The sequence below is a fragment of the Pseudoalteromonas sp. S558 genome (genome assembly GCF_005886635.1).
Lineage (GTDB): Bacteria > Pseudomonadota > Gammaproteobacteria > Enterobacterales > Alteromonadaceae > Pseudoalteromonas > Pseudoalteromonas aliena.
In genome coordinates, this window is sequence record NZ_PNDU01000089.1 from 1 (window position 1) to 21,367 (window position 21,367).

Here is a 21,367-nt window from a genome sequence, read left to right on the forward strand (position 1 = left end):
CCAAACATGCGCTGCCCTTGGGTTCTGCCTAGGGGCAATTTACTCTTTGTTGCTCGGTTTTTACTTAGCCCACTAGGTTACAAACCTCACGTCGCGATTAAATCGCCCCTAAATTGAACAAATTTTAATCTACAAAGGTCAACAGGCCCTATTATCATCGAAGAAAAAGCAGCTGGTTAGCTGCTTTTATATATCAATTAAGAGTTTTCAGTGGCTCTTTATTGTACTTTAGAAAACTCTTCTTTAGAAATCTCACCATTTCCGTCAGCATCTAAATCATCAAAGATTTTCACAAGTTGAGGATTTACTTTTGCTTCTTCCATACTAATTACGCCATCGCCATTACCATCAAAAGAGGCAAAATCTACTGCCGCATATGCCACTGACGAAGATGCTAGAACCAAAACTGCAAGTGCTGTGTTTAATGTTTTCATAATAATATTCCTAATAAGATGAGAAGTCCTTTTCAAAGATCCCTAATTGTGAAAAATGTTTAATTTAAAAGGGTGACTTAATAATTAGCGAACTCTTCTTTAGAAAGCTCACCACTACCATCGGTATCTAGCTCAACAAATTCAGCCATTAAGTCAGCATCAACTGCCGCTTCGCTTGGGCTAATCGTGCCGCTACCATCTATATCAAGGCTATTAAAGTCTGATGCTGCAAATGCAACTGAAGAAGACGCTATAGCCATAAGTGCCAACGCTTTATTTAAATGTTTCATAACTTAATCCTTCATATTAAATGTTCTATCAAAAAAATGAGAGCTCGAACTTAAACCGTAATTTTTCACTTCCTTGTTATCCTCTTTCGTAAGCTCCCTTGCCTACTTAGGTTGTCTTTGGCAACTCAGGATCAATACCTTTAATTAAGCTTTAGAAAATTCTTCTTTTGATAACTCACCATTTTGGTCAGTATCAAGCTCGGAGAACATGCTCATTAGCTTTGCATCTACCGATGCCTCAGATTGACTAATTGTGCCACTGCCATCCACATCTAATGTATTAAAGTCGGTTGCTGCAAACGCGGCTGAAGAAGAGGCTATTGCCATAAGTGCTAGTGCTTTATTTAATGTTTTCATAACGTGTATCCTTAAAATTTTTGAGTAATGTCAGGGCGCTTATGCCACCCCGTAGCGTTAAGCTTATGCTTTTGAAAATTCTTCTTTTGATAACTCACCATTTTGGTCTGTATCAAGTTCAGAGAACATGCTCATTAATTTTGCATCTACTGATGCCTCAGCTTGGCTAATGGCCCCACTACCATCAACATCTAACGTATCGAAATCAGTTGCTGCAAATGCAGCTGAAGAAGATGCTAATGCGATAAGTGCTAAAGTTTTATTAATGCGTTTCATAATATGTATCCTTCAAAGTTATGTTTATGCGATTAAGTAGTTCACTTTAAATCACGTTTTGTTTAGTACACCCAGACTATTACAACTTAGATGCCAACTTTTAAAAGTTATTTATTTTCAATGAGTTGACTAACTTTAGGAGTGAGGAAAGCAAATTGTTCAAGATTTTTTGTTGCTTTTTGGCAACAGGGTTTCAAGCAAAAACAAAAACACCTTTAAAAACATAATGTTAAGAAGATTAAAAATACTACAGTTTATAAATTTAGATACTTAAAAGATGATTTAACATTGAAATTTAGCTAAACCTTAGCTGAACTTTTTTTTATAAATACAATTGGAAGGATTTTTTGAAATTTAAATTATTGTTTTATATGGTTTATTATTTTATTTGGTGATGGTTAAATAATTTTTCTGCAAAAAAATAATAAATCACTAGTTTGTTGCATAATAGCGAAACTTAGCTTTCATCAAGTTCAGAGTTAAGCATTGAGGGATCAATAAAGTGCTCTCTCATGAAAGTTCTCATTTCGTCTTCGCTGGCTAATAACTTAATACCGCACTTAGCGCCCGCCGAATAGCCTTTAACGCTGCACACTTCACCTGCAAAGTTTTTACCACTGCTATCGAGCATAACAGTGCATTGCATATCTTTTATATTTTCAAGCGCTTGATCGCTTTTGATATCAAACATAACGCCAGTTAATGAAACGTCTTTGATCACTCCATCAAGCACTCTTTCGTCACTTAACTTAAGTTTAGCTGGCAATAAAGTAGGGATACGTGCTTGTGAACGCAGATCAAATAACTGCACGTGTTTAGGAAAATTAATAAAAACCAGCCTAGCAGGATGAGAAGTAACCGACATAACTTGTTGACGAAATGCTATAACTTGCCCACCACTACCTTCTATCAACGCTCTTACTACCACCATCACACCGTCACGCAAATAATCACTGGCTGCAAGCAATCGTTTAGAATTGGGGTAATTTAAAATAATAAACTTATCATCAAGCAAACCAACTAATTCAGTTTTAACACGCTTACTACTTGTAGGTGTTAATATTTCTAGGTCGACTAAGCTGCCTACACCTATATGCTTTAGCTTTTCTAAATTTGCTGGCATATCCCTTTCCCAATGATGTATTTACTGACTTTTTTACCCACGCCAAAACGTTGGTGTAAATAGTACCAGTAGAGTAAATATTTCGAGGCGACCAAACACCATTGCAATAGTAAGCAACCATTTAGCGCCATCGGTTATAGCACCATAGTGTGATGCAACGTCACCCAAACCAGGGCCTAAGTTATTTAAACATGCGGCAGTAGCTGAGAACGCCGTTATGTTGTCCATACCAGTCCCCATAAGCGCTAACATAATAATAATAAACACTAATGCATAAGCAGAAAAAAATCCCCATACCGCTTCGACGACTTTATCTGGAAGCGCCTTTCGACCTAACTTTATAGAATATATAGCACGAGGGTGTACTAAACGATTGAGCTCACGCACACCTTGTAAATAGAGTAAAAACACACGAACCACTTTCATACCGCCACCGGTAGAACCCGCACAACCACCAATAAAGCTCGAAAATATAAGTAATATTGGTAAAAACAATGGCCATGTTGAAAAGTTATCGGTAGCAAAGCCCGCTGTAGTACTCATTGATACAGCTTGAAATAAAGCCTGATCTAGCGTTTCATCACCATTAGCGTATATCTCATTTGATGACAGTACCGTAAAACAAATAACCACCAGCGCTAATTGAATACACAAAAATACTTTAAACTCAGGGTCGCGCAAATATACCTGTACATTTCGACTGGCTACCGCTGCGTAGTGCAATGAAAAATTTATGGCTGCAATAATTAAAAAGAACACACAAATAAAGTTAATAACTGGGCTGTTAAAGTGGCCTATCGAGGCATCATAAGTAGAAAACCCACCAATGGCTACGGTTGAAAACGCATGGCAAATAGCATCAAACCAATCCATACCAGCCGCCCAATAAGCAAGCATACACGCAGTAGTAAGTGACACATAAATATACCAAAGATGTTTTGCTGTATCAGCAATACGCGGGGTCATTTTAGAATCTTTTACAGGCCCTGGTATTTCAGCGCGATATAACTGCATTCCACCAACACCAAGCATAGGCAGTATCGCTACAGCGAGTACAATGATCCCCATACCGCCAAACCATTGTAACTGTTGGCGATAAAACAATACGGATTTGGGGAGGTATTCAATCCCCGTCAGTACGGTTGCACCTGTAGTTGTTAAGCCTGAAAATGCCTCAAACACCGCATCTGCAAATGATAGGTTGGGTTCTTGTAAAAATATGAGCGGTAAAGATGCGAATGCACCTAATACCAACCAAAACAGAACTACGATTAAAAACCCTTCGCGGGCTTTTAAATCTCCGTTTTCGTGGCGGTTCGGGTAATAAGCCATTAGGCCAATAACAATACTGAATATAAATGCTAAAACAAATGGAACACCACCACCGTCTTTATAAATTAAAGACACCAGTGCCGGTGGCACCATGGTAATACTAAACAGCGCAACAAGTTGGCCAAGAATTTTTATGATGGTACGAAATTGCATTTAGCTTATCGCTTTTATTATTAGTAAATTCAGGCTAAGTAGTGTCAGCCTGTTCAAATTAAGTGGTATGCATTAAATGCAACTTGTGTAGGTTATTACTCTTTAATAGTTAACTCAACTGCGCCGTGGCTTAAATCAAAAATATCTTTAATTGCTTGTTGTGCTTGGCGGCTATCAATCGTGATCACCCATTCAATATTAGCAGTAAATTGCTTATCAATATTAAGTACTTGGTAGTTGCTCTTTAGCCGCTGCTCAATCGCGCCTTGCATGCTGTATTCACTACTTCCTGTAATTTCAATACTGGGAACTTTAAGCACCGTTTGCAATTTTACTAATGCATTATTTAATGAGCCACCATAAGCACGTACTAACCCACCAGTACCTAGCTTTATACCGCCAAAGTAACGCGTCACTACCGCTGTTATTTCGCCAAGGCCCGAACCCATCAACACATTAAGCATAGGCTTACCCGCAGTGCCATTTGGCTCACCATCGTCCGAAAAACCATAAACATGGCTACCACCTGGATTACCCGCTACGTGCGCCCAGCAATTATGACGAGCGTCTGAATATTTTTCTTCAATACTTTTAATAAATGCTTTTGCGCAGGCTAAATCTGGCGTGTGTGCAATATGCACAATAAAGGTGCTTTTTTTAATTTCTTCTTGATGAAACACATCCGCTGCAGGGTATTTATATTCTGACATACTTTACTTAACCAATATTCAACCAAAAAAATGGGGCCTTATGGCCCCAATTATTCAAACATAGATAGTATCGTTAAGCTAAGTCTAAATCACGCGTCATATTTTCTAGGCTGTCTTCATGAACGATAATATTATCTTCAATGCGGATACCACCAAACGGTTTAAACGACTCAACCTTTTCCCAGTTAATGAACTGCTTATTATCGGTTTGTGCTAAATCACCAAGCAATGAGTCAATAAAGTATAAACCTGGCTCAATAGTAAACACTTGGTTTTTTTCAATCAGCCGCGTACAACGTAAGAATGGATGTCCTTCTGGCGAAGGTTGGTGAGTACCCTTTTCGTCACTCATAAAGCCACCCATGTCGTGCACTTGTAAGCCTAAGTGATGACCTAAACCATGCGGGAAAAAAGTAGAGGTAATTTTACGCTCAACAATTTCTGCCGCAGGTAGGTTAACAATTTTAAAGTCACTTAATATTTGCGCAATACGGTTATGACACTCAACGTGCAAATCGCCATAAAGCATACCAGGCTTCAAACCTTGACCTAATTCAATTTGCTGTACTGTCATCGCATCCACAAGCTCAGAAAACTCACCCTGCTTTTTAAAATCATAAGTACGGGTAATATCAGCTGCGTAACCATTAAAGTTTGCCCCAGCATCGATTAAAAATGAGTTATGGGTATGTGGTGCTTCTGGATCAAAGTGCGTGTAATGCAAAATAGCGCAGTTTTCGTTAAGTGCAACAATGTTGCCATACGGCATTTCATTTTCACTCTGACGTGTAGCCATTAAGTATGCTTGCTGAATATCAAACTCGCTACCACCATTAAAAAAGGTATCGCGTGCAGCTTTGTGTCCGTCTACTGCAATGCGGTTAGCGTTGCGTAAACATTCAAGCTCGTACTGCGTTTTATAAGCGCGGTGGTAATGAAAATAGTTAAGTACAGGCTCTGGGTTCATAATACTAAAACCAAGTGCTTGCGCTACTTCTATATATTCGCCCATATAAGCGTATTTAGCTTTATCGTATGGCAGTAGCTTTTCAACTTGATCAGGTTGTAGCAGTAGTTCTATATCAAAATACTCAGCCCAAAAATCACGAGGTTCGTCCGGCACTTTATGCCAAAAATCAACAGGACGATAAAATATTAGTTTTGGCTTGTCGTTACCATTTACCACAATCCAGCAATGCGGATTATCAATAACTGGCAGCCATGCTTTAAACTGAGGATTAACTTTAAACGGGTAATACATATCATCTAAAAACTGACGTTTAGCTTGGCCCGAGTGAATAACTAATCCCTCTAACCCTTCGCTTTCACAAATTGTACGAGTACGCTGTTGCAGTGTTGCAATATGTTCGGCGTATAAAACGGCTAATTTATTCATTGTTAATCCATCTGTTAAATTTAACTTGCTCTGAGTCTACCACTTATACCAATTGCATTAAATAAGGGGGCATCTAATCACATTAGATATCCCCCTACTTTAAACATATGTTTACTAACCGCCCATTTTCATTTCCAGTAGCGGCGCTAGTACATTTCCTTCTCGGCCCATTCGAGTATGATAAACCTGTCTATATGCAAATACATTTTTTACATAATCACGAGTTTCACGATATGGAATAAGCTCCACCCATAACTCAGCAGGAATAGCTTCATCAGGTAACCAACGTTTAATACGATGATACCCAGCGTTATAAGAAGCTGTAGCGAGTATTTCGTTGCCATGATTTTTCTTTTTTAAATACTGCAAATAGCTACTGCCTAACCTAATATTTGTTTTCGGTTGGTATAACCGATTACTCGATACACTACTTTTATTGACGTATTTAGCCGTGCTTGGTAGCAATTGCATCAAGCCACGTGCATTAGCATGCGAGCGTGCATCAGGTGCAAATGAACTTTCACGCCTTGCAATCGCAATGCTCCACGCTACGTCAATTTTGCTGCGCTTACTGTAACGTTCAAACACGTCTTGAAATGCAAACGGAAAACGCAGTTCAACATAATCCCATGCTTTTATTTTTGCGAGAGTAAAAATAGCACTATCGTACCAATCTAACTCTGCCGCCAGCTTTGAAGCGGCGAGCTTTTCGTCATCACTAGAGGTATTGGTTAAATAATTCCACTCTCTTCGGGCTGCAGTAAAACGTTTTAATTCATAAAGCGCTTTTGCTCGCTTAAAACCGGGCGCATTACTCACCTTGTCCAGCAGTTTTTGATCAACCACCAGCGCTTGATTATTTAGCTCTATAGGTAACCCTAAGCGTGCAGCAGCTAAAAACCCGTAATAGTCACGATTAGCGGCTACATTTACAAAAATACTATCAGCCTTTTTTTGCTCACCACGTTGTTCATAGCTATAAGCTAACCAATATTGCTGACCCAAACTTAAATTATCTTTGCCTGTAAAAAATGCCGCTATACCTTCCCAATCTTGGGTTTTAAGCATATTGCCCAGCTGCCATTGAATAAGCTTGCTGTCTAGGCGCTCTTTTGGCACTTTATTTAGCCAAAAGCTGGCTTGGTTATGCCCGCTTGAAGCAAGCGATAATGCAAAGGTGTAATACACATCGGCTTTTGCTTCATCACTGTATTTGAAAATCTTCTCTAGCTTTTCCCACGCTTTTAAAGCGAGTTCTTTATCGCGCCACACTAAACGCTTAACACCATAAAGTGCTATTTGCCCTTCTTTTACTGACTTTTTTTTGTATCGATACAAACCTGCTGAAGCACTCGGGTCACGACGCACCTTTAAATATAAATCAGCTAAGTAACGCTCGCCTTTAGGTAACAGCGTTTTTAAGTAAGGTAATAAACTTTGCTTCCCCCCTTGGGCCGCAAGTGTAATTCGCTGCCAAACTATTTCCTTACTCATATAGCCTTTTTTTCGCCATAACGAGAAAAGGCTATCGCACTCTTCGGGTTGCGATTTTCCAACAGTCCATAAATCGGTTACTTGATTTAATATCGCCTTTTCAGGCGCGCCTAAATCTCGCTGAAAATCTAAGTAAGTACACGTAAGCGCTGTATTAGATGTTTCACGATAATTATTAATGTATGCCGCTTTTTTATTTTTCCTTTTTAAATACTTTAACCATGCCTCACGCACAGGCCATTCAAGAGGCGTATGCTGATAAATAGTTAAATAGCTTTCTATTTCGGCTTGATACTTAATATTGGGGTGACGCTGCCAATAGGTTTTTTCAACATAAGGTTTTAAAGGGTGATCTAAATTATTAACCGCCGTTTTAAAATTTTGATAGCTGCCATGACGTACTTTTTTTTCGGCATCTACAAATGCGTCATTATCTAGACTCACTTCGGCAGAATGAAGAGGGAAAATAAATGCAGCTGCCGCAAAGTTCAATAAATATTTTTTCATAATATCCTTTAATAAAAATTAAAGTAGTGAATAAAAACTTTTCAACCACCTTAGCACCAAACCAGCTATATTTTAACCAACCGATTGTAACCGAGTTAAATTTTTCGTTGCATTTTTAATTTAAAGCAAGCACACTGATTGAAATGCAAACTCATCGTACCAGTCTTAGTTCGTCAACTAGGGAGAATAATAATGTTATATAAAAGCGATTCCTTTGAAGTTAGCTTCCTAAAGGAAAACATCGCCGAGTTTAAGTTTTGTGCTACAGGTTCTGTAAACACATTATCTCAAAAAACTCTTTCAGATTGCGCAGCAGCATTAAAAGAACTAGCAGCCAATTCTGATATCAAAGGCATGATTTTTACCAGTGATAAAGAGCACTTTATTATTGGTGCCGACATCTTCGAATTTTTACCTACATTTACTAGACCTGAAGAAGAATTAGTAGTGTGGATCAAAAATGCGACCGATATTTTCGACGCAATCGAAGATTTACCATTCCCAACCCTAAGCGCCATAAACGGCTTGGCACTTGGCGGTGGTTGTGAGTGGGCACTTGCTACCGATTATCGCGTAGCAAGCGAAACAGCTAAAATGGGCCTACCAGAAGTTAAACTAGGCATAATGCCAGGGTTTGGTGGCACAGTGCGCTTACCACGCATCATTGGCGCAGATAACGCAATGATGTGGATTACTTCTGGCGCAGAAAATCGCGCAGCAGATGCCCTGAAAGTAGGCGCATTTGATGCAGTAGTTAGTACTGACAAACTTTTAGAGTCAAGTGTATCAACACTTGAGTTAGCTATTGCTGGCAAGCTAGATTGGCAAGCAAAACGCAACGTAAAACTACAGCCACTTAAATTAAACCGTGTTGAGCAAGGCATGAGCTTTGCAATGGCAGAAGGTATGGTAATGGGTAAAACCAAAGGCCACTATCCTGCACCGGTTATGGCTGTGCGTACTATTAAAGCAGCAGCAAACTGTACTCGCGATGAAGCAATGGCAATCGAAAACGCTAACTTTGCTAAATTAGCACGTACACCAGAGGCTGCGGCACAAACAGGTATATTCCTAGCTGATCAATACATTAAAGGTAAAGCACGTAAATTTGCTAAGCACAGCGATGTAGAAATTAAACAAGCCGCTGTATTAGGTGCAGGTATTATGGGTGGCGGTATTGCATACCAGTCTGCTTATAAAGGCACGCCTATTATAATGAAAGACATCCAGCAAGATGCGCTTGATTTAGGTATGGGTGAAGCGTCTAAACTGTTAGGTGCAAAAGTTAAGCGTGGCCACATGCCAATGGAAAAAATGTTGGCAACACTTAGCAAAATTAAACCAACACTTAACGATTCAGACTTACAAAGCGCCAACATTATTGTTGAAGCCGTTGTAGAAAACCCTAAAGTTAAGCAAGCAGTACTCGCTGATCTTGAAAAGAACATGCCAGAAGGCACTGTACTTACTTCAAACACATCGACTATTTGCATTGATTTACTAGCGCAAGCGCTAGATAAGCCAGAAAACTTCTGTGGCATGCACTTTTTCAATCCAGTGCCAAAAATGCCATTAGTAGAAATTATCCGTGGTGCAAAAACCTCAGATAAAACAATTAATGCAGTAGTTGATTACGCGCTTAAATTAGGTAAATCACCAATTGTTGTTAACGATTGCCCAGGCTTTTTTGTAAACCGTGTTTTATTCCCTTACTTTGCTGGTTTTAGCAAATTAGTGGTTGAAGGCGCTAACTTTGCGAAAGTAGATAAAGTAATGGAGAACGTATTTGGCTGGCCTATGGGTCCAGCTTACCTACTTGATGTTGTAGGTATTGATACAGCGTTCCATTGTACTGGTGTAATGGCTGACGGTTTCCCTGAGCGCATGGCGCGTGCAGATAAAGACCCTGTTACTATTTTTGCTAACGAAAAACGTTTTGGTCAAAAGAACAAAGCAGGTTTTTACAAATACGAAACAGATCGTCGCGGTCGTCTTAAAAAGTCTCATGACGAGACAGCAATTGAGCTATTAAGCCCAATTACAGACGCACCAAAAGAATTTGATAAACAAGAAATCATCGACCGTTGTATGATTCCAATGATCAACGAAGTGCTACTGTGTTTGCAAGAAGGCATTGTTGCCTCGCCGCAAGAAGCAGATATGGCACTCGTTTACGGTGTTGGTTTCCCTCCATTTAGAGGCGGCGCGTTCCGTTACTTAGATCAAACTGGTTTAGCTAACTTTGTTGCAGCAGCAGACAAATACGCTCACCTAGGTGCGATTTACCAAGTATCTGAACAAACTCGCAAGTGGGCCGAAGAAGGTCGTGTTTTCTATAAGGTGGAAGGTTAATATCATGAATAATCCAGTAATTGTAGATTGTATCCGCACACCAATGGGTCGCTCTAAAAGTGGTGTATTCAAACATAAACGTGCTGAAGACTTAAGCGCACATTTAATGAAAGGCTTACTTGATCGCAACCCAGCAGTTGATCCAGCATCAATTGACGATATTTATTGGGGTTGTGTACAGCAAACATTAGAGCAAGGCTTTAACGTAGCACGTAACGCATCATTGCTTGCCGGTATTCCGCACAGCGTTCCTGCTGTTACGGTTAACCGTTTATGTGGCTCTTCAATGCAAGCATTGCATGACGCAGCACGCGCAATAATGACCGGCGCTGGCGACACTTACCTAATTGGTGGTGTTGAGCACATGGGCCACGTACCTATGACTCACGGCAACGACTTTCACCCAGGCTTAGCAACATCAATTGCACAAGCATCTGGCTCTATGGGCTTAACAGCAGAATACCTTGCAACGCTTCATGGCATTAACCGTGAGCAGCAAGATGAATTTGCTTACCGTTCACATCAACGTGCACAAGCTGCCACAGTTGAAGGCCGTTTCCGTCGCGAAATTTTAGCAATGGAAGGTCACGCAGCAGATGGTTCGCTTATCTTAGTTGAAGACGACGAAGTAATTCGCCCAGAAACAACAGTAGAAGGTCTATCAAAGCTTCGCCCTGTATTTAATCCTGCATCGGGTACGGTAACAGCCGGTACGTCTTCTGCACTTTCTGACGGCGCATCTGCAATGTTAGTAATGAGCGAAGAAAAAGCTAAAGAACTTGGCTTACCGATTCGTGCACGCATTAAAGCAATGGCAGTCGCTGGTTGCGATCCATCAATTATGGGTTACGGCCCAGTACCAGCAAGTAAAAAAGCACTTGCACAAGCCGGTATTACAATTGATGAACTAGGCGTAGTAGAACTTAACGAAGCCTTTGCAGCACAATCATTACCTGTAATGAAAGATTTAGGGTTAATGGATGTTGTTGACGAAAAAGTGAATTTAAATGGCGGCGCAATCGCATTGGGTCACCCTCTGGGTTGTTCGGGTTCGCGTATTAGCACATCGCTTATTCACTTAATGGAAGACAAAAATGTACGATACGGTTTAGCAACTATGTGTATTGGTTTAGGCCAAGGCATTGCGACTGTATTTGAGCGTGTTCAAGACTAATTAGTTTAAACATGTAAAACCATCTTGGTGATTAAAAAGGCGAACTGATTTTATTCAGTTCGCCTTTTTTATTAGCTTCAATTTATGAAAACGACCCTTTATCAAACAAGCATGTAACATCGTAATTATGTGATCGGGCGTATTATTAAATAAAGCATTTTGAAACGGCTAAAAGCATTAAACAAAATGCTGATCTAGATCTAAGTAAAATAGTTAAATTACACATAAAATTGCGTTAAACTGCCAAACTTATTAATTGCTATACTTAAGCACTCGCATAAACAGCAACCACTTTATTTAAACAGGCCAATTTATTATGAGCTTTGATAACCCCGATCACCAATTAGATGCTATCGGCCTTCGCTGTCCAGAGCCTGTAATGATGGTACGTGCTGCTATTCGAAAAATGAGTGATGGTGAAACACTGTTAATAACCGCAGATGACCCATCAACCACTCGCGACATTCCGAGTTTTTGTACGTTTATGGACCACACGCTGGTGGCTAAAGATGCAGCAGAAGCACCGTATAGGTATGTGGTGAAGAAAGGGTTGTAAACTGGCGTAGGTTGGGTTGAGTTTTACGAAACCCAACGTATTTTGTAATAATCGAAATAATTTCACTCATCATATATATCGTTTAACTTATTATCACTTCCCCAGTTACTCGGTAATTTTGAATCTTTGACATATCGATGAAAACTCGAAAAAGGCCAATTACTGACTTCAGAAACATATTTATGCTTCACAGGGTTGTAGTGGATATAATTAATATGGTTATTTAAGTCTTCTCCATCTCTAATTTTATGCTCCCAATAACGACGCTGCCAAATCCCACGCTCTCCCTTCGCTATTCGACTTTTATTACAAAATTCTGTTGCTGGAAGCTCTCGAGAAAAGCCTGATTTTATAAGCCGCCAACGCATTGCGTAATTATTATCGCCTTTTGGTAATTGCCAAATAACATGAAGGTGATCGGGCATGATAACGATTGCAATCGTCTTTATTGGATGCTTTTTTGCCACCTTTGAATATACACGACGTAATAACTCTATATTTTCCACAAGCAAAGGCTGAGATCTATCTTCCAAATTTACCGTAAAAAAATAACATGCGCCCGCCTCTAACATACGTTTGTAACGCATATTTTTATCCATAAAATAAACAGATAAATAAGAGTATAGATTAGTTTTGTTAATTATAATCAAGGCAAGTTTAAGTCAAACTTATCCACGATGTTGTTGCACGCTTATAGCAACCCCATAAACTTGTGTCTGCCGTAGGTTGGGTTGAGTTTTACGAAACCCAACGTATTTAATAACCACCAAAATAGTTTGGTTCGCCACACATGTTGGGTTTCGCTTCACTCTACCCAACCTACGAAATCCCCTTGGTGTTAATGCTGAATAAACACTACAACGTCCTTGTCACAAATCCATCAATCAACTAGGGCTGTTAATAGCTAAAAATCACTTCTTCGTTATCGTCACTTTCGGCTCATCGTAGTCACTGTAATCAATACTTACTATGTACGTGCCTTTTATTGCTGGTGTGAAACTAAAGTAGTTATAAATAGTATTACAGTCTGCGATAGCTGGCTGGCCCAGTGTTAGGCTTTGCCCTGCTGGTTGTGAGTCGCTGTAACCACAGTTGTAGCCTTCACTAAAATCGGCATCGGCTATTTTAAATTCGTACACTTTACCAGGCGTCGAAAATTTAACTTGTGCTTGATAAAGCGCTGGACCAACTGGCGCAAACTTATACTGGGGTTCTGCATCCCACAATGTAAAGTCACCACGTAAGTAAATTGTGCGGTCAAGCTCTTGCTGTGGCAATACATCGTTAATCGAAATTTGGCTTGTACAGGCAGTAAGTAAACCAGCAATTGCTAAGGTTAAAATTCGTTTCATAGAAATCATCAATGGGGTTTCCTTTGCATACAGTGAAAACTAAAAAGCCAGCAAAACGCTGGCTTTTAAAATTGCTAATCGGTGTTATTTTTGTAAAACAGAAATATCTGCAATACCTAAAAACAATCCGCTTAACTGGCTTAGCAGCGCAAGACGATTTTGCTTAACTGCTTCATCGTCGGCCATAACCATTACGTTGTCAAAAAAGTTATCAACACTTTCACGAATACCTGCCAATTGGCTTAATGCTTCTTGGTAGTTTCCATCTGCGTAAAGTGGTGCAAGGTCAGTGGCAAATTTTGCTACCTGTGATGCCAATACTTTTTCGGCGTCGTCGCTTAATAAGCTCTCATCAACACTACCTTGGCTGGTAATGTCGTTTTTAGCCAGAATATTACCTACACGCTTATTAGCGGCTGCAAGCGCTTCTGCTGCGTCTAATGTACGGAAATGACTTACGGCTTTAACGCGGCGATCAAAATCAACTGGTTTAGTCGGACGACGTGCAAGCACAGCTTGAATTACGTCTACTTCAATCCCTTCGTCTTGATACCAAGCACGGAAGCGCCCTAGCATAAATTCAAATACGTCAGTTGATACATTTAAGTTAGTTAACTTGTCGCCAAACAATGTTTGCGATTTAGCTACTAGGTCTAAAATATCAAGTGGTAGCTGTTTTTCTACCATAATGCGAAGTGCACCAATAGCAGCACGACGAAGAGCAAATGGGTCTTTGTCACCTTTAGGTGCTTGGCCTATACCAAAAATACCCACCAGCGTATCAAACTTATCAGCAATCGCTACTGCGCAGCTAATTAAGTTTGTAGGTAAGTTATCCCCTGCAAAGCGTGGCATATACTGCTCGTTTTGCGCTACGGCTACATCTTCGGCTTCACCATCGTGGCGAGCGTAATGCATTCCCATTACACCTTGCACGTCGGTAAATTCCATTACCATTTCAGTCATTAGGTCAGTTTTACTTAATAAGCCTGCACGCTGTGCTAGGTCTTTATCAGCACCTAATTGCTCAGCAATATAACCTGCAAGCTCACTAATGCGTTGAGACTTATCTTTAAGCGTACCAAGTTGTTTTTGGAACAATACGCTATCAAGCGATTCTAATCGGCTTTCTAATGTTTTCTTTTTATCTGTTTCAAAGAAGAACTGTGCATCGGCTAAACGCGGGCGCACTACTTTTTCGTTACCAGAAATAACCACACTTGGATCTTTACTTTCGATGTTAGATACAAACAAAAACTTATTTAAAAGTTTGCCGTTTTGATCTAATAACGGGAAGTATTTTTGATCGTCTTTCATGGTGTAAATTAACGCTTCGGCTGGCACATCTAAAAATGCTTCTTCAAACGTTGCCGTTAAAGTCACTGGCCACTCTACAAGTGATGTTACTTCTTCTAGTAAATCTTCATCCATTGCAACAACAGCGTTAACTGCGCTTGCAGCCTCTTCTATTTGTGCACGAATTTGCGCTTTGCGTTGTTCGTAATCAGCAATAACGTAAGCAGATTTAAGTACGTCAAAAACGTCATCTGCGTGGTATATGCTAATTTTTTCTGGGTGATGAAAACGATGACCCTGAAGCTGGTTAGTTATTTGCTTACCAAGAATTTCGCCTTCAAGTAACTCATCACCAAACAAGATAGTTACCGTATGCACTGGTCGAATAAATTGTGTTTTATTCGCGCCCCAACGCATTGGTTTAGGAATCGGTAGTTTAGCCAATGCTTTAGTAATTGCACCTGTCATTAGCGTTTTAGTTTCTTGCCCTGCTACTTTAGCAATGTGCAATAACCATGCGCCTTTGTCTGTTTCGAGTGTTTGTGCGTCTTTTACTTCAATACCACAACCACGTGCCCAACCCATTGCTGCTTTTGTTGGGTTACCGTCACCATCAAATGCGGCTTTAGTTGCTGGACCACGCTTTTCAACTTCTTTGTCTTGTTGCTTAGCTGCAAGCGCTTTTACTTGTAAACCTAAACGACGAGGCGATGCATACCAGCTTACACCTTGGTGTGCTAATTCTAGTGTTTCTAGCTCTGCTGTTAAGTTTGCAGCAAAAGCCTCTGCTAATTTACGCAGTGCTTTTGGTGGCAACTCTTCTGTGCCAATTTCTACTAATAAATTTTGTGCTGACATGCTTACTTATCCTTACACAGCGGGAAACCAAGCGCTTCGCGTTTGTCATAGTAACTTTGTGCACACGCTTTTGATAACGCACGAACGCGTAAAATATAACGTTGGCGTTCGGTTACCGAAATTGCGTGGCGTGCGTCTAGTAAGTTAAATGCGTGCGATGCTTTCATTACTTGCTCGTAAGCAGGTAATGGTAAGTTTGCTTCAATTAACTTTTGGCTTTCTGCTTCACATTTATCAAACTGAGCAAATAAGTCTTCTACGTTTGCGTGTTCAAAATTGTAAGTAGACTGCTCTACTTCATTTTGATGGAACACGTCGCCGTATGTTACGCGCCCTAATGGGCCGTCTGCCCATACTAAGTCGTAGATACTATCTACGCCCTGAATGTACATTGCTAAACGTTCTAAACCGTAAGTAATTTCACCTGTTACTGGTGAACACTCAATACCACCAACTTGCTGAAAGTAGGTAAACTGCGTTACTTCCATGCCGTTTAACCAAATTTCCCAACCTAAGCCCCACGCACCTAACGTAGGTGATTCCCAGTTATCTTCTACAAAGCGAACTTCGTGAGTTAATGTATCGATACCCATAGCCGCTAAAGAGCCTAAGTAAAGCTCTTGGATGTTATCTGGTGATGGCTTTAAAACTACCTGAAATTGGTAGTAGTGTTGTAAGCGATTTGGGTTCTCGCCGTAGCGACCGTCTGTAGGACGGCGACACGGTTGAACGTAAGCACTCGCCATTGGTTCTGGACCAATAGACTTTAAAAAAGTTTGCGGGTGAAATGTCCCTGCGCCCACTTCCATATCAAGTGGTTGAATAATGACACAGCCTTGCTGCGCCCAATAATCCTGTAAAGCCAGGATCAAACCTTGAAAGGTTTTTACGTCATATTTTTGCATATTTGGCTTTTTACTATCTAAGAAGTAGCGTGAAAATTACCCTTAGTATACCGTGTGTACACTCAGGTTTTAAGCAGTTTGTGTAATTGAAGAAAATAAAAAAGGAGCCATTAGGCTCCTTTTTTGAAGTAAGTATTATTTTTTACACGTCTAAGTTAACTACGCGCAGTGCGTTAGTTTCAATAAACTCACGGCGTGGCTCTACTTGGTCACCCATTAATGTAGCAAATAACTGATCGGCGCCAACGGCATCTTCAATTGTTACTTGTAACATACGGCGTGCATCTGGGTCCATTGTCGTTTCCCAGAGCTGGCTTGGGTTCATTTCACCTAGTCCTTTATAGCGTTGAATATATAAACCACGCTTAGACTCAGCAATCAACCATTCTAAAGCATCCACAAAGTTATCAACAGGAAGTGTTTTCTCTCCGCGTTGAATATATGCGCCTTCAGTAATGATGTTTGCGATGTTAACACCAGTTGCAGCAATACGTTGATAGTCACGTGATGCAATAAAGTCATGACTAAGTACATGTGACTTATCTACACCGTGCTGGCGAATATTCACAACTGGATAGTATAAGTTACGTTCAGTATCATGCTGTGTTGCAGCATTAAAAATAGTTGCATCTTCATCACGAGTAACTAAATCGTCAACTAACTCTTTAGTCCATGCAATTACTTTAGCTTCGTCTGAAAGGTCTTCTTTTTTCAGCTCGGTTTGGTAGATTAAACGCTCCATAACCGTACTTGGATATTTACGTTTTAAGCGCTCGATTACTTTAACTGTGTTTTGGTAATCGTGAACTATTGTTTCTAGTGCTTCACCTTCGAGTGCCGATGCATCAGTACCTGTATATAAAGCAGCATTGTTAAGCGCAAGTGATGTTAGATATTCTACTAATGCAGGATCATCTTTAATATAACGCTCTTGCTTGCCTTTTTTCACTTTATAAAGTGGTGGTTGAGCAATGTAAATATAACCGCGCTCAACGATTTCTGGCATTTGACGATAGAAGAATGTTAGTAGTAACGTACGAATGTGAGAACCATCCACGTCCGCATCGGTCATGATAATGATACGATGATAACGTAGTTTTTCAGGATTATATTCGTCACGACCAATACCACAACCTAATGCAGTAATTAGCGTTGCTACTTCTTGCGAAGATAACATTTTGTCAAAACGTGCTTTTTCTACGTTTAAGATTTTACCCTTAAGAGGAAGAATAGCTTGGTTTTTACGGTTACGTCCCTGCTTGGCTGATCCGCCAGCAGAGTCCCCTTCCACTATATATAGTTCTGATTGTGCAGGATCTTTTTCCTGACAATCGGCTAACTTACCTGGCAAGCCAGCTAAATCCATAGCGCCTTTACGACGTGTCATTTCACGGGCTTTACGCGCCGCTTCACGCGCACGAGATGCATCAATGATTTTACCAACAACAATTTTGGCATCTACTGGGTTTTCTAATAAAAACTCAGTGAACTTTTCAGCCATTGCTTGCTCAACCGCAGATTTAACTTCGCTTGAAACGAGCTTATCTTTAGTTTGTGATGAAAACTTAGGATCAGGAACTTTAACGCTTACAACTGCAGTTAGGCCTTCACGGGCATCATCGCCGGTCGCATTACTGGTTGTTTTTGCCTTTTTATTAAAGCCTTCTTTTTCCATGTAGTTATTAAGTGTACGTGTTAGCGCAGACCTAAAACCGGCTAAGTGAGTACCACCATCACGTTGTGGAATATTATTTGTGAAACAATAAATATTTTCTTGGTATGCATCATTCCACTGCATTGATACTTCAACGCTAATACCATCTTCTTCACGTTCGTGAGTAAAATGGAATACACCTTTATGGATAGGTGTTTTATTACGGTTTAAGTATTCTACGAATGCTTGAATACCGCCTTCGTATTTAAAGTGATCAGATTTATTTTCTTCACGTTCATCATTTAAAATGATGCTCACACCTGAATTTAGGAATGAAAGCTCGCGTAAACGCTTAGCTAAAATTTCGTAATGAAAATCTAGATTTGTAAATGTTTCACCACTTGGCCAAAAACGTAATTCTGTACCAGTCGTTTCTGAATCACCAATAACTGCTAAAGGTGCATCTGGAACACCCATAGTGTAAAACTGCTCATGAAGTTTTCCTTCACGACGAACAGTAAGCTTTAACTTTTCAGAAAGTGCATTTACAACAGAAACACCAACACCGTGTAAACCACCTGATACTTTATAAGAGTTATCATCAAACTTACCACCAGCATGAAGTACCGTCATGATAACTTCTGCTGCTGATACGCCTTCTTCTTCATGAATAGAAGTTGGGATACCACGACCGTTATCTCTTACTGAGACAGAACCGTCTAAGTGAATCGTTACATAAATATCATCACAATGACCAGCTAAGGCTTCATCGATAGAGTTATCGACTACTTCAAACACCATGTGGTGTAAGCCTGTGCCATCATCGGTGTCCCCTATATACATTCCAGGACGCTTTCTTACTGCATCTAATCCTTTAAGTACTTTAATACTCGACGCGCCATAATTATCAGACATGGTTAATCCCACTTATCTTGTTATTAGGTTGCCATGTTTCACGTGGAACATTTGTAGTTCTCGTTGCATGGGTTCCACCACAGCAGAAATACTTTCAGACAAAATTGAAGAGATAAAAATTTGAGAACTGCAGTGAGACAATAATTGTCCGACTTTCTCTTTTGTATCTTCGCCTAACTCTGAAGGTAGATCATCTATTAGCAATATAGATTGCTTATCTGTCTCTGACTCAATTAAGCTATTTTGCGTTACTTTTAACGCATACAGTAATAGCTTCAATTGACCGCGTGAGAACGTATTCTCTACGCTATTGCCAGCGACACTAAAACTAAAATCGGCCTTGTGCGGCCCTTTACTTGTAAACCCTTGGCGAGCATCTCGCTCAAAGTTTTGCTCTAATGCATCTGCAAGAGATTCATTCTCTTTCCAGCCTGCATTAAAGGTCATTTCTAAATCACGTACAAGCGTTAATTCTGCACACATTTTATCAAAAAATTGCTGATTAAACCTACTTATATACGCCATTCTTAATTTATTTATTTGTTCAGCCAGTCTAACAAATTCTTTGTCCCAAAACTTAATTTGGTCAAAATAATTCTTAGGCTTAGTCTTTAGCAATGCATTACGCTGTTTTAATACTTTATTAAACGATTGCCACAAGTAAAAAAACTCATGTTCCACGTGGAACAAACCCAAATCTAAAAACTTTCTACGTTCTTTAGGTCCACCAAAAAATAAAGAATAACTCTCTGGTGTAATTATTTGAACTGGCATGAGCTGAGCGAGCTCTGACACTTTACGACTTGCCTTACCCTGAATTTTTAAATTCGTTTCGCCTGTTTGGGTTTTACTTATACCAATAGGAATAGATAAATCATGTATTGTTTTACGACCATGAATAACAAACTGTTCTTGCTGGTGCGCAATAATACTTTTGTGTTTTGGAGTACGAAAAGACTTGCCGTGAGAAAGGTAATAAATAGCTTCTAAAAGGCTAGTTTTACCACTGCCATTTTCACCATATATTATGTTAACGCCATTTACTGGTTCTAGCGTCAGTGCCTCAATATTACGAAAACATTTGAGGCTCAAATGACTTAAACTCATTGTGTATTAATAGTCTTATAAACGCATAGGCATAACAACGTACATCGCTTCTTCATCGCCTGCACCTTCAATTAGTGCGCTGCTGTTTGAATCGGCTAATGTAAATAATACATCTTCTGTTTTTAATGTATTTAAAACGTCTAATACATAAGATACGTTAAAACCTATCTCTAAATCGTCGCCTTGGTAACTTACCTCAACAACTTCTTCAGCTTGCTCTTGTTCTGGGTTGTTAGCCGTAATTTTTAATAAACCATTTGATAAGTTTAAACGAACACCCCTAAACTTTTCGTTCGATAGAATAGATACGCGCTGAAAAGCATTTCGCAGCCATTCACGATTAGCCGTAATTACTTTGTCGCCACCGCGCGGTAATACACGACGATAGTCAGGAAAACGTCCATCAACCAATTTACTCGTAAATATAAATTCAAGGTCAATAATGCGAATATGATTAGCGCCAAACTGAATTGTTACTAACTCGTCATCAGCAACCATTAGGCGCATTATTTCTTGCACCCCTTTACGAGGGATAATGAGTTGCCGCTGAGTGTTAAGCGATTGCGTTAATTGCTTTTGCGCTATAGCCAAACGGTGTCCGTCAGTGGCCACTGTTTTTATATCAGTATTATCTACTTCAAACGACATACCATTTAAGTAATAACGTACATCTTGATTCGCCATCGAAAAATGCGTGCTTTCAAGTAACTTTCGAAGCTCTAAACGAGTAAGCTGAAACTCAACCTCTCCATCCCACTGCTCTAAATTTGGAAAGTCATCAGCCGATAAAGTCGTTAATGAAAAGCGACTTTTACCACTAGTCAAAAGTAATTGATGCTCTTGCAAGCTTAAAGTAATGTCTGAACCATCAGGTAGACTTTTACAAATATCGAGTAACTTTTTAGCGGGTAACGTTAGTTTTGTATCAGCAATGTCATCACCTACAAATACGCCCGAAACGAGTTCAATTTCAAGGTCAGTCCCTGTCATTGAAAGCTGTCCGTTTTCTACTACTAACAAAACGTTAGATAAAATTGGTAGCGTGTGTTTACGCTCTATGGCGCCAGACACTTGTACCAATGGCTTTAAAAATTGTTGTCTTGATATTGTTATTTGCATAATAAAG

Annotated in this window: 19 protein-coding genes; 3 read left to right on the forward strand and 16 right to left on the reverse strand. The window is 39.8% G+C overall.

The annotated features are described in order from the left end of the window. Positions 1-218: 218 nt before the first annotated feature. The 9 genes from CWB66_RS07245 to CWB66_RS07285 form a co-directional block, all read right to left on the reverse strand. Positions 219-434, reverse strand: coding sequence for an EF-hand domain-containing protein (locus CWB66_RS07245; protein ID WP_138584846.1), 216 nt, complete (start codon positions 432-434; stop codon positions 219-221). A gap of 77 nt (positions 435-511) precedes the next feature. Next, complete coding sequence (locus CWB66_RS07250) at positions 512-724, reverse strand: EF-hand domain-containing protein (protein ID WP_077536519.1); 213 nt, start codon at positions 722-724, stop codon at positions 512-514. A gap of 144 nt (positions 725-868) precedes the next feature. Further along, positions 869-1,081, reverse strand: coding sequence for an EF-hand domain-containing protein (locus CWB66_RS07255; protein WP_138584847.1), 213 nt, complete (start codon positions 1,079-1,081; stop codon positions 869-871). 63 nt (positions 1,082-1,144) lie between these two features. Further along, the gene (locus CWB66_RS07260; RefSeq protein ID WP_077536521.1) at positions 1,145-1,357 is read right to left on the reverse strand and encodes an EF-hand domain-containing protein; all 213 of its coding nucleotides are present in this window, start codon (positions 1,355-1,357) and stop codon (positions 1,145-1,147) included. 457 nt (positions 1,358-1,814) lie between these two features. After that, entirely contained in the window at positions 1,815-2,480 is a 666-nt protein-coding gene (locus CWB66_RS07265) for a flagellar brake protein (RefSeq protein WP_077536522.1), read from the reverse strand. A gap of 33 nt (positions 2,481-2,513) precedes the next feature. After that, on the reverse strand, positions 2,514-3,965 hold the full coding sequence (locus tag CWB66_RS07270) for a TrkH family potassium uptake protein (RefSeq protein WP_138584848.1): 1,452 nt from the start codon (positions 3,963-3,965) through the stop codon (positions 2,514-2,516). Positions 3,966-4,060: 95 nt separating this feature from the next. Continuing rightward, positions 4,061-4,675 carry a YigZ family protein gene (locus CWB66_RS07275; RefSeq protein ID WP_077536524.1) on the reverse strand — a complete coding sequence of 205 codons (615 nt, stop codon included), beginning with the start codon at positions 4,673-4,675 and terminating at the stop codon, positions 4,061-4,063. Positions 4,676-4,748: 73 nt separating this feature from the next. After that, entirely contained in the window at positions 4,749-6,071 is a 1,323-nt protein-coding gene (gene pepQ / locus CWB66_RS07280; protein ID WP_138584849.1) for a Xaa-Pro dipeptidase, read from the reverse strand. A 114-nt stretch (positions 6,072-6,185) separates the two neighbouring features. Beyond that, on the reverse strand, positions 6,186-8,072 hold the full coding sequence (locus tag CWB66_RS07285) for a transglycosylase SLT domain-containing protein (protein WP_138584850.1): 1,887 nt from the start codon (positions 8,070-8,072) through the stop codon (positions 6,186-6,188). A gap of 192 nt (positions 8,073-8,264) precedes the next feature. On the opposite strand from CWB66_RS07285, the gene fadB reads away from it, so the two are divergent. The 3 genes from fadB (at position 8,265) to tusA (ending at position 12,154) form a co-directional block, all read left to right on the forward strand. Continuing rightward, on the forward strand, positions 8,265-10,424 hold the full coding sequence (gene fadB, locus CWB66_RS07290) for a fatty acid oxidation complex subunit alpha FadB (RefSeq protein ID WP_138584851.1): 2,160 nt from the start codon (positions 8,265-8,267) through the stop codon (positions 10,422-10,424). A gap of 4 nt (positions 10,425-10,428) precedes the next feature. After that, complete coding sequence (gene fadA, locus CWB66_RS07295) at positions 10,429-11,598, forward strand: acetyl-CoA C-acyltransferase FadA (RefSeq protein ID WP_138584852.1); 1,170 nt, start codon at positions 10,429-10,431, stop codon at positions 11,596-11,598. Positions 11,599-11,914: 316 nt separating this feature from the next. Beyond that, complete coding sequence (gene tusA, locus CWB66_RS07300; protein ID WP_138584853.1) at positions 11,915-12,154, forward strand: sulfurtransferase TusA; 240 nt, start codon at positions 11,915-11,917, stop codon at positions 12,152-12,154. A 62-nt stretch (positions 12,155-12,216) separates the two neighbouring features. Here the strand turns inward: tusA and CWB66_RS07305 are convergent, their stop codons facing one another. From CWB66_RS07305 to dnaN, 7 genes are all read right to left on the reverse strand, one after another. Continuing rightward, positions 12,217-12,741 (reverse strand): REP-associated tyrosine transposase, encoded by a 525-nt coding sequence (locus CWB66_RS07305; RefSeq protein ID WP_138584854.1) that lies wholly within the window; start codon positions 12,739-12,741, stop codon positions 12,217-12,219. A 324-nt stretch (positions 12,742-13,065) separates the two neighbouring features. Next, complete coding sequence (locus tag CWB66_RS07310) at positions 13,066-13,515, reverse strand: early set domain-containing protein (RefSeq protein ID WP_138584855.1); 450 nt, start codon at positions 13,513-13,515, stop codon at positions 13,066-13,068. A gap of 75 nt (positions 13,516-13,590) precedes the next feature. Further along, positions 13,591-15,660: a glycine--tRNA ligase subunit beta gene (glyS, locus tag CWB66_RS07315; RefSeq protein ID WP_138584856.1), complete on the reverse strand. Its 2,070-nt coding sequence runs from the start codon at positions 15,658-15,660 to the stop codon at positions 13,591-13,593. Between the two features lie 2 nt (positions 15,661-15,662). After that, positions 15,663-16,565, reverse strand: a complete 903-nt coding sequence (glyQ, locus tag CWB66_RS07320; protein WP_007584197.1) for a glycine--tRNA ligase subunit alpha — start codon at positions 16,563-16,565, stop codon at positions 15,663-15,665. A 142-nt stretch (positions 16,566-16,707) separates the two neighbouring features. Further along, complete coding sequence (gene gyrB, locus CWB66_RS07325; RefSeq protein ID WP_138584857.1) at positions 16,708-19,134, reverse strand: DNA topoisomerase (ATP-hydrolyzing) subunit B; 2,427 nt, start codon at positions 19,132-19,134, stop codon at positions 16,708-16,710. Positions 19,135-19,146: 12 nt separating this feature from the next. Further along, on the reverse strand, positions 19,147-20,241 hold the full coding sequence (recF, locus tag CWB66_RS07330; protein ID WP_138584858.1) for a DNA replication/repair protein RecF: 1,095 nt from the start codon (positions 20,239-20,241) through the stop codon (positions 19,147-19,149). A 15-nt stretch (positions 20,242-20,256) separates the two neighbouring features. Beyond that, positions 20,257-21,360: a DNA polymerase III subunit beta gene (dnaN, locus tag CWB66_RS07335; RefSeq protein WP_077536534.1), complete on the reverse strand. Its 1,104-nt coding sequence runs from the start codon at positions 21,358-21,360 to the stop codon at positions 20,257-20,259. Between the last annotated feature and the right edge of the window lie 7 nt (positions 21,361-21,367).

What these genes read in the sequence shown, in the direction of transcription:
- CWB66_RS07245 (WP_138584846.1), bottom strand. Translation starts at nt 434, where the DNA reads ATGAAAACATTAAACACAGCACTTGCAGTTTTGGTTCTAGCATCTTCG.
- CWB66_RS07250 (WP_077536519.1), bottom strand. Translation starts at nt 724, where the DNA reads ATGAAACATTTAAATAAAGCGTTGGCACTTATGGCTATAGCGTCTTCT.
- CWB66_RS07255 (WP_138584847.1), bottom strand. Translation starts at nt 1,081, where the DNA reads ATGAAAACATTAAATAAAGCACTAGCACTTATGGCAATAGCCTCTTCT.
- CWB66_RS07260 (WP_077536521.1), bottom strand. Translation starts at nt 1,357, where the DNA reads ATGAAACGCATTAATAAAACTTTAGCACTTATCGCATTAGCATCTTCT.
- CWB66_RS07265 (WP_077536522.1), bottom strand. Translation starts at nt 2,480, where the DNA reads ATGCCAGCAAATTTAGAAAAGCTAAAGCATATAGGTGTAGGCAGCTTA.
- CWB66_RS07270 (WP_138584848.1), bottom strand. Translation starts at nt 3,965, where the DNA reads ATGCAATTTCGTACCATCATAAAAATTCTTGGCCAACTTGTTGCGCTG.
- CWB66_RS07275 (WP_077536524.1), bottom strand. Translation starts at nt 4,675, where the DNA reads ATGTCAGAATATAAATACCCTGCAGCGGATGTGTTTCATCAAGAAGAA.
- pepQ (WP_138584849.1), bottom strand. Translation starts at nt 6,071, where the DNA reads ATGAATAAATTAGCCGTTTTATACGCCGAACATATTGCAACACTGCAA.
- CWB66_RS07285 (WP_138584850.1), bottom strand. Translation starts at nt 8,072, where the DNA reads ATGAAAAAATATTTATTGAACTTTGCGGCAGCTGCATTTATTTTCCCT.
- fadB (WP_138584851.1), top strand. Translation starts at nt 8,265, where the DNA reads ATGTTATATAAAAGCGATTCCTTTGAAGTTAGCTTCCTAAAGGAAAAC.
- fadA (WP_138584852.1), top strand. Translation starts at nt 10,429, where the DNA reads ATGAATAATCCAGTAATTGTAGATTGTATCCGCACACCAATGGGTCGC.
- tusA (WP_138584853.1), top strand. Translation starts at nt 11,915, where the DNA reads ATGAGCTTTGATAACCCCGATCACCAATTAGATGCTATCGGCCTTCGC.
- CWB66_RS07305 (WP_138584854.1), bottom strand. Translation starts at nt 12,741, where the DNA reads ATGCGTTACAAACGTATGTTAGAGGCGGGCGCATGTTATTTTTTTACG.
- CWB66_RS07310 (WP_138584855.1), bottom strand. Translation starts at nt 13,515, where the DNA reads ATGATTTCTATGAAACGAATTTTAACCTTAGCAATTGCTGGTTTACTT.
- glyS (WP_138584856.1), bottom strand. Translation starts at nt 15,660, where the DNA reads ATGTCAGCACAAAATTTATTAGTAGAAATTGGCACAGAAGAGTTGCCA.
- glyQ (WP_007584197.1), bottom strand. Translation starts at nt 16,565, where the DNA reads ATGCAAAAATATGACGTAAAAACCTTTCAAGGTTTGATCCTGGCTTTA.
- gyrB (WP_138584857.1), bottom strand. Translation starts at nt 19,134, where the DNA reads ATGTCTGATAATTATGGCGCGTCGAGTATTAAAGTACTTAAAGGATTA.
- recF (WP_138584858.1), bottom strand. Translation starts at nt 20,241, where the DNA reads ATGAGTTTAAGTCATTTGAGCCTCAAATGTTTTCGTAATATTGAGGCA.
- dnaN (WP_077536534.1), bottom strand. Translation starts at nt 21,360, where the DNA reads ATGCAAATAACAATATCAAGACAACAATTTTTAAAGCCATTGGTACAA.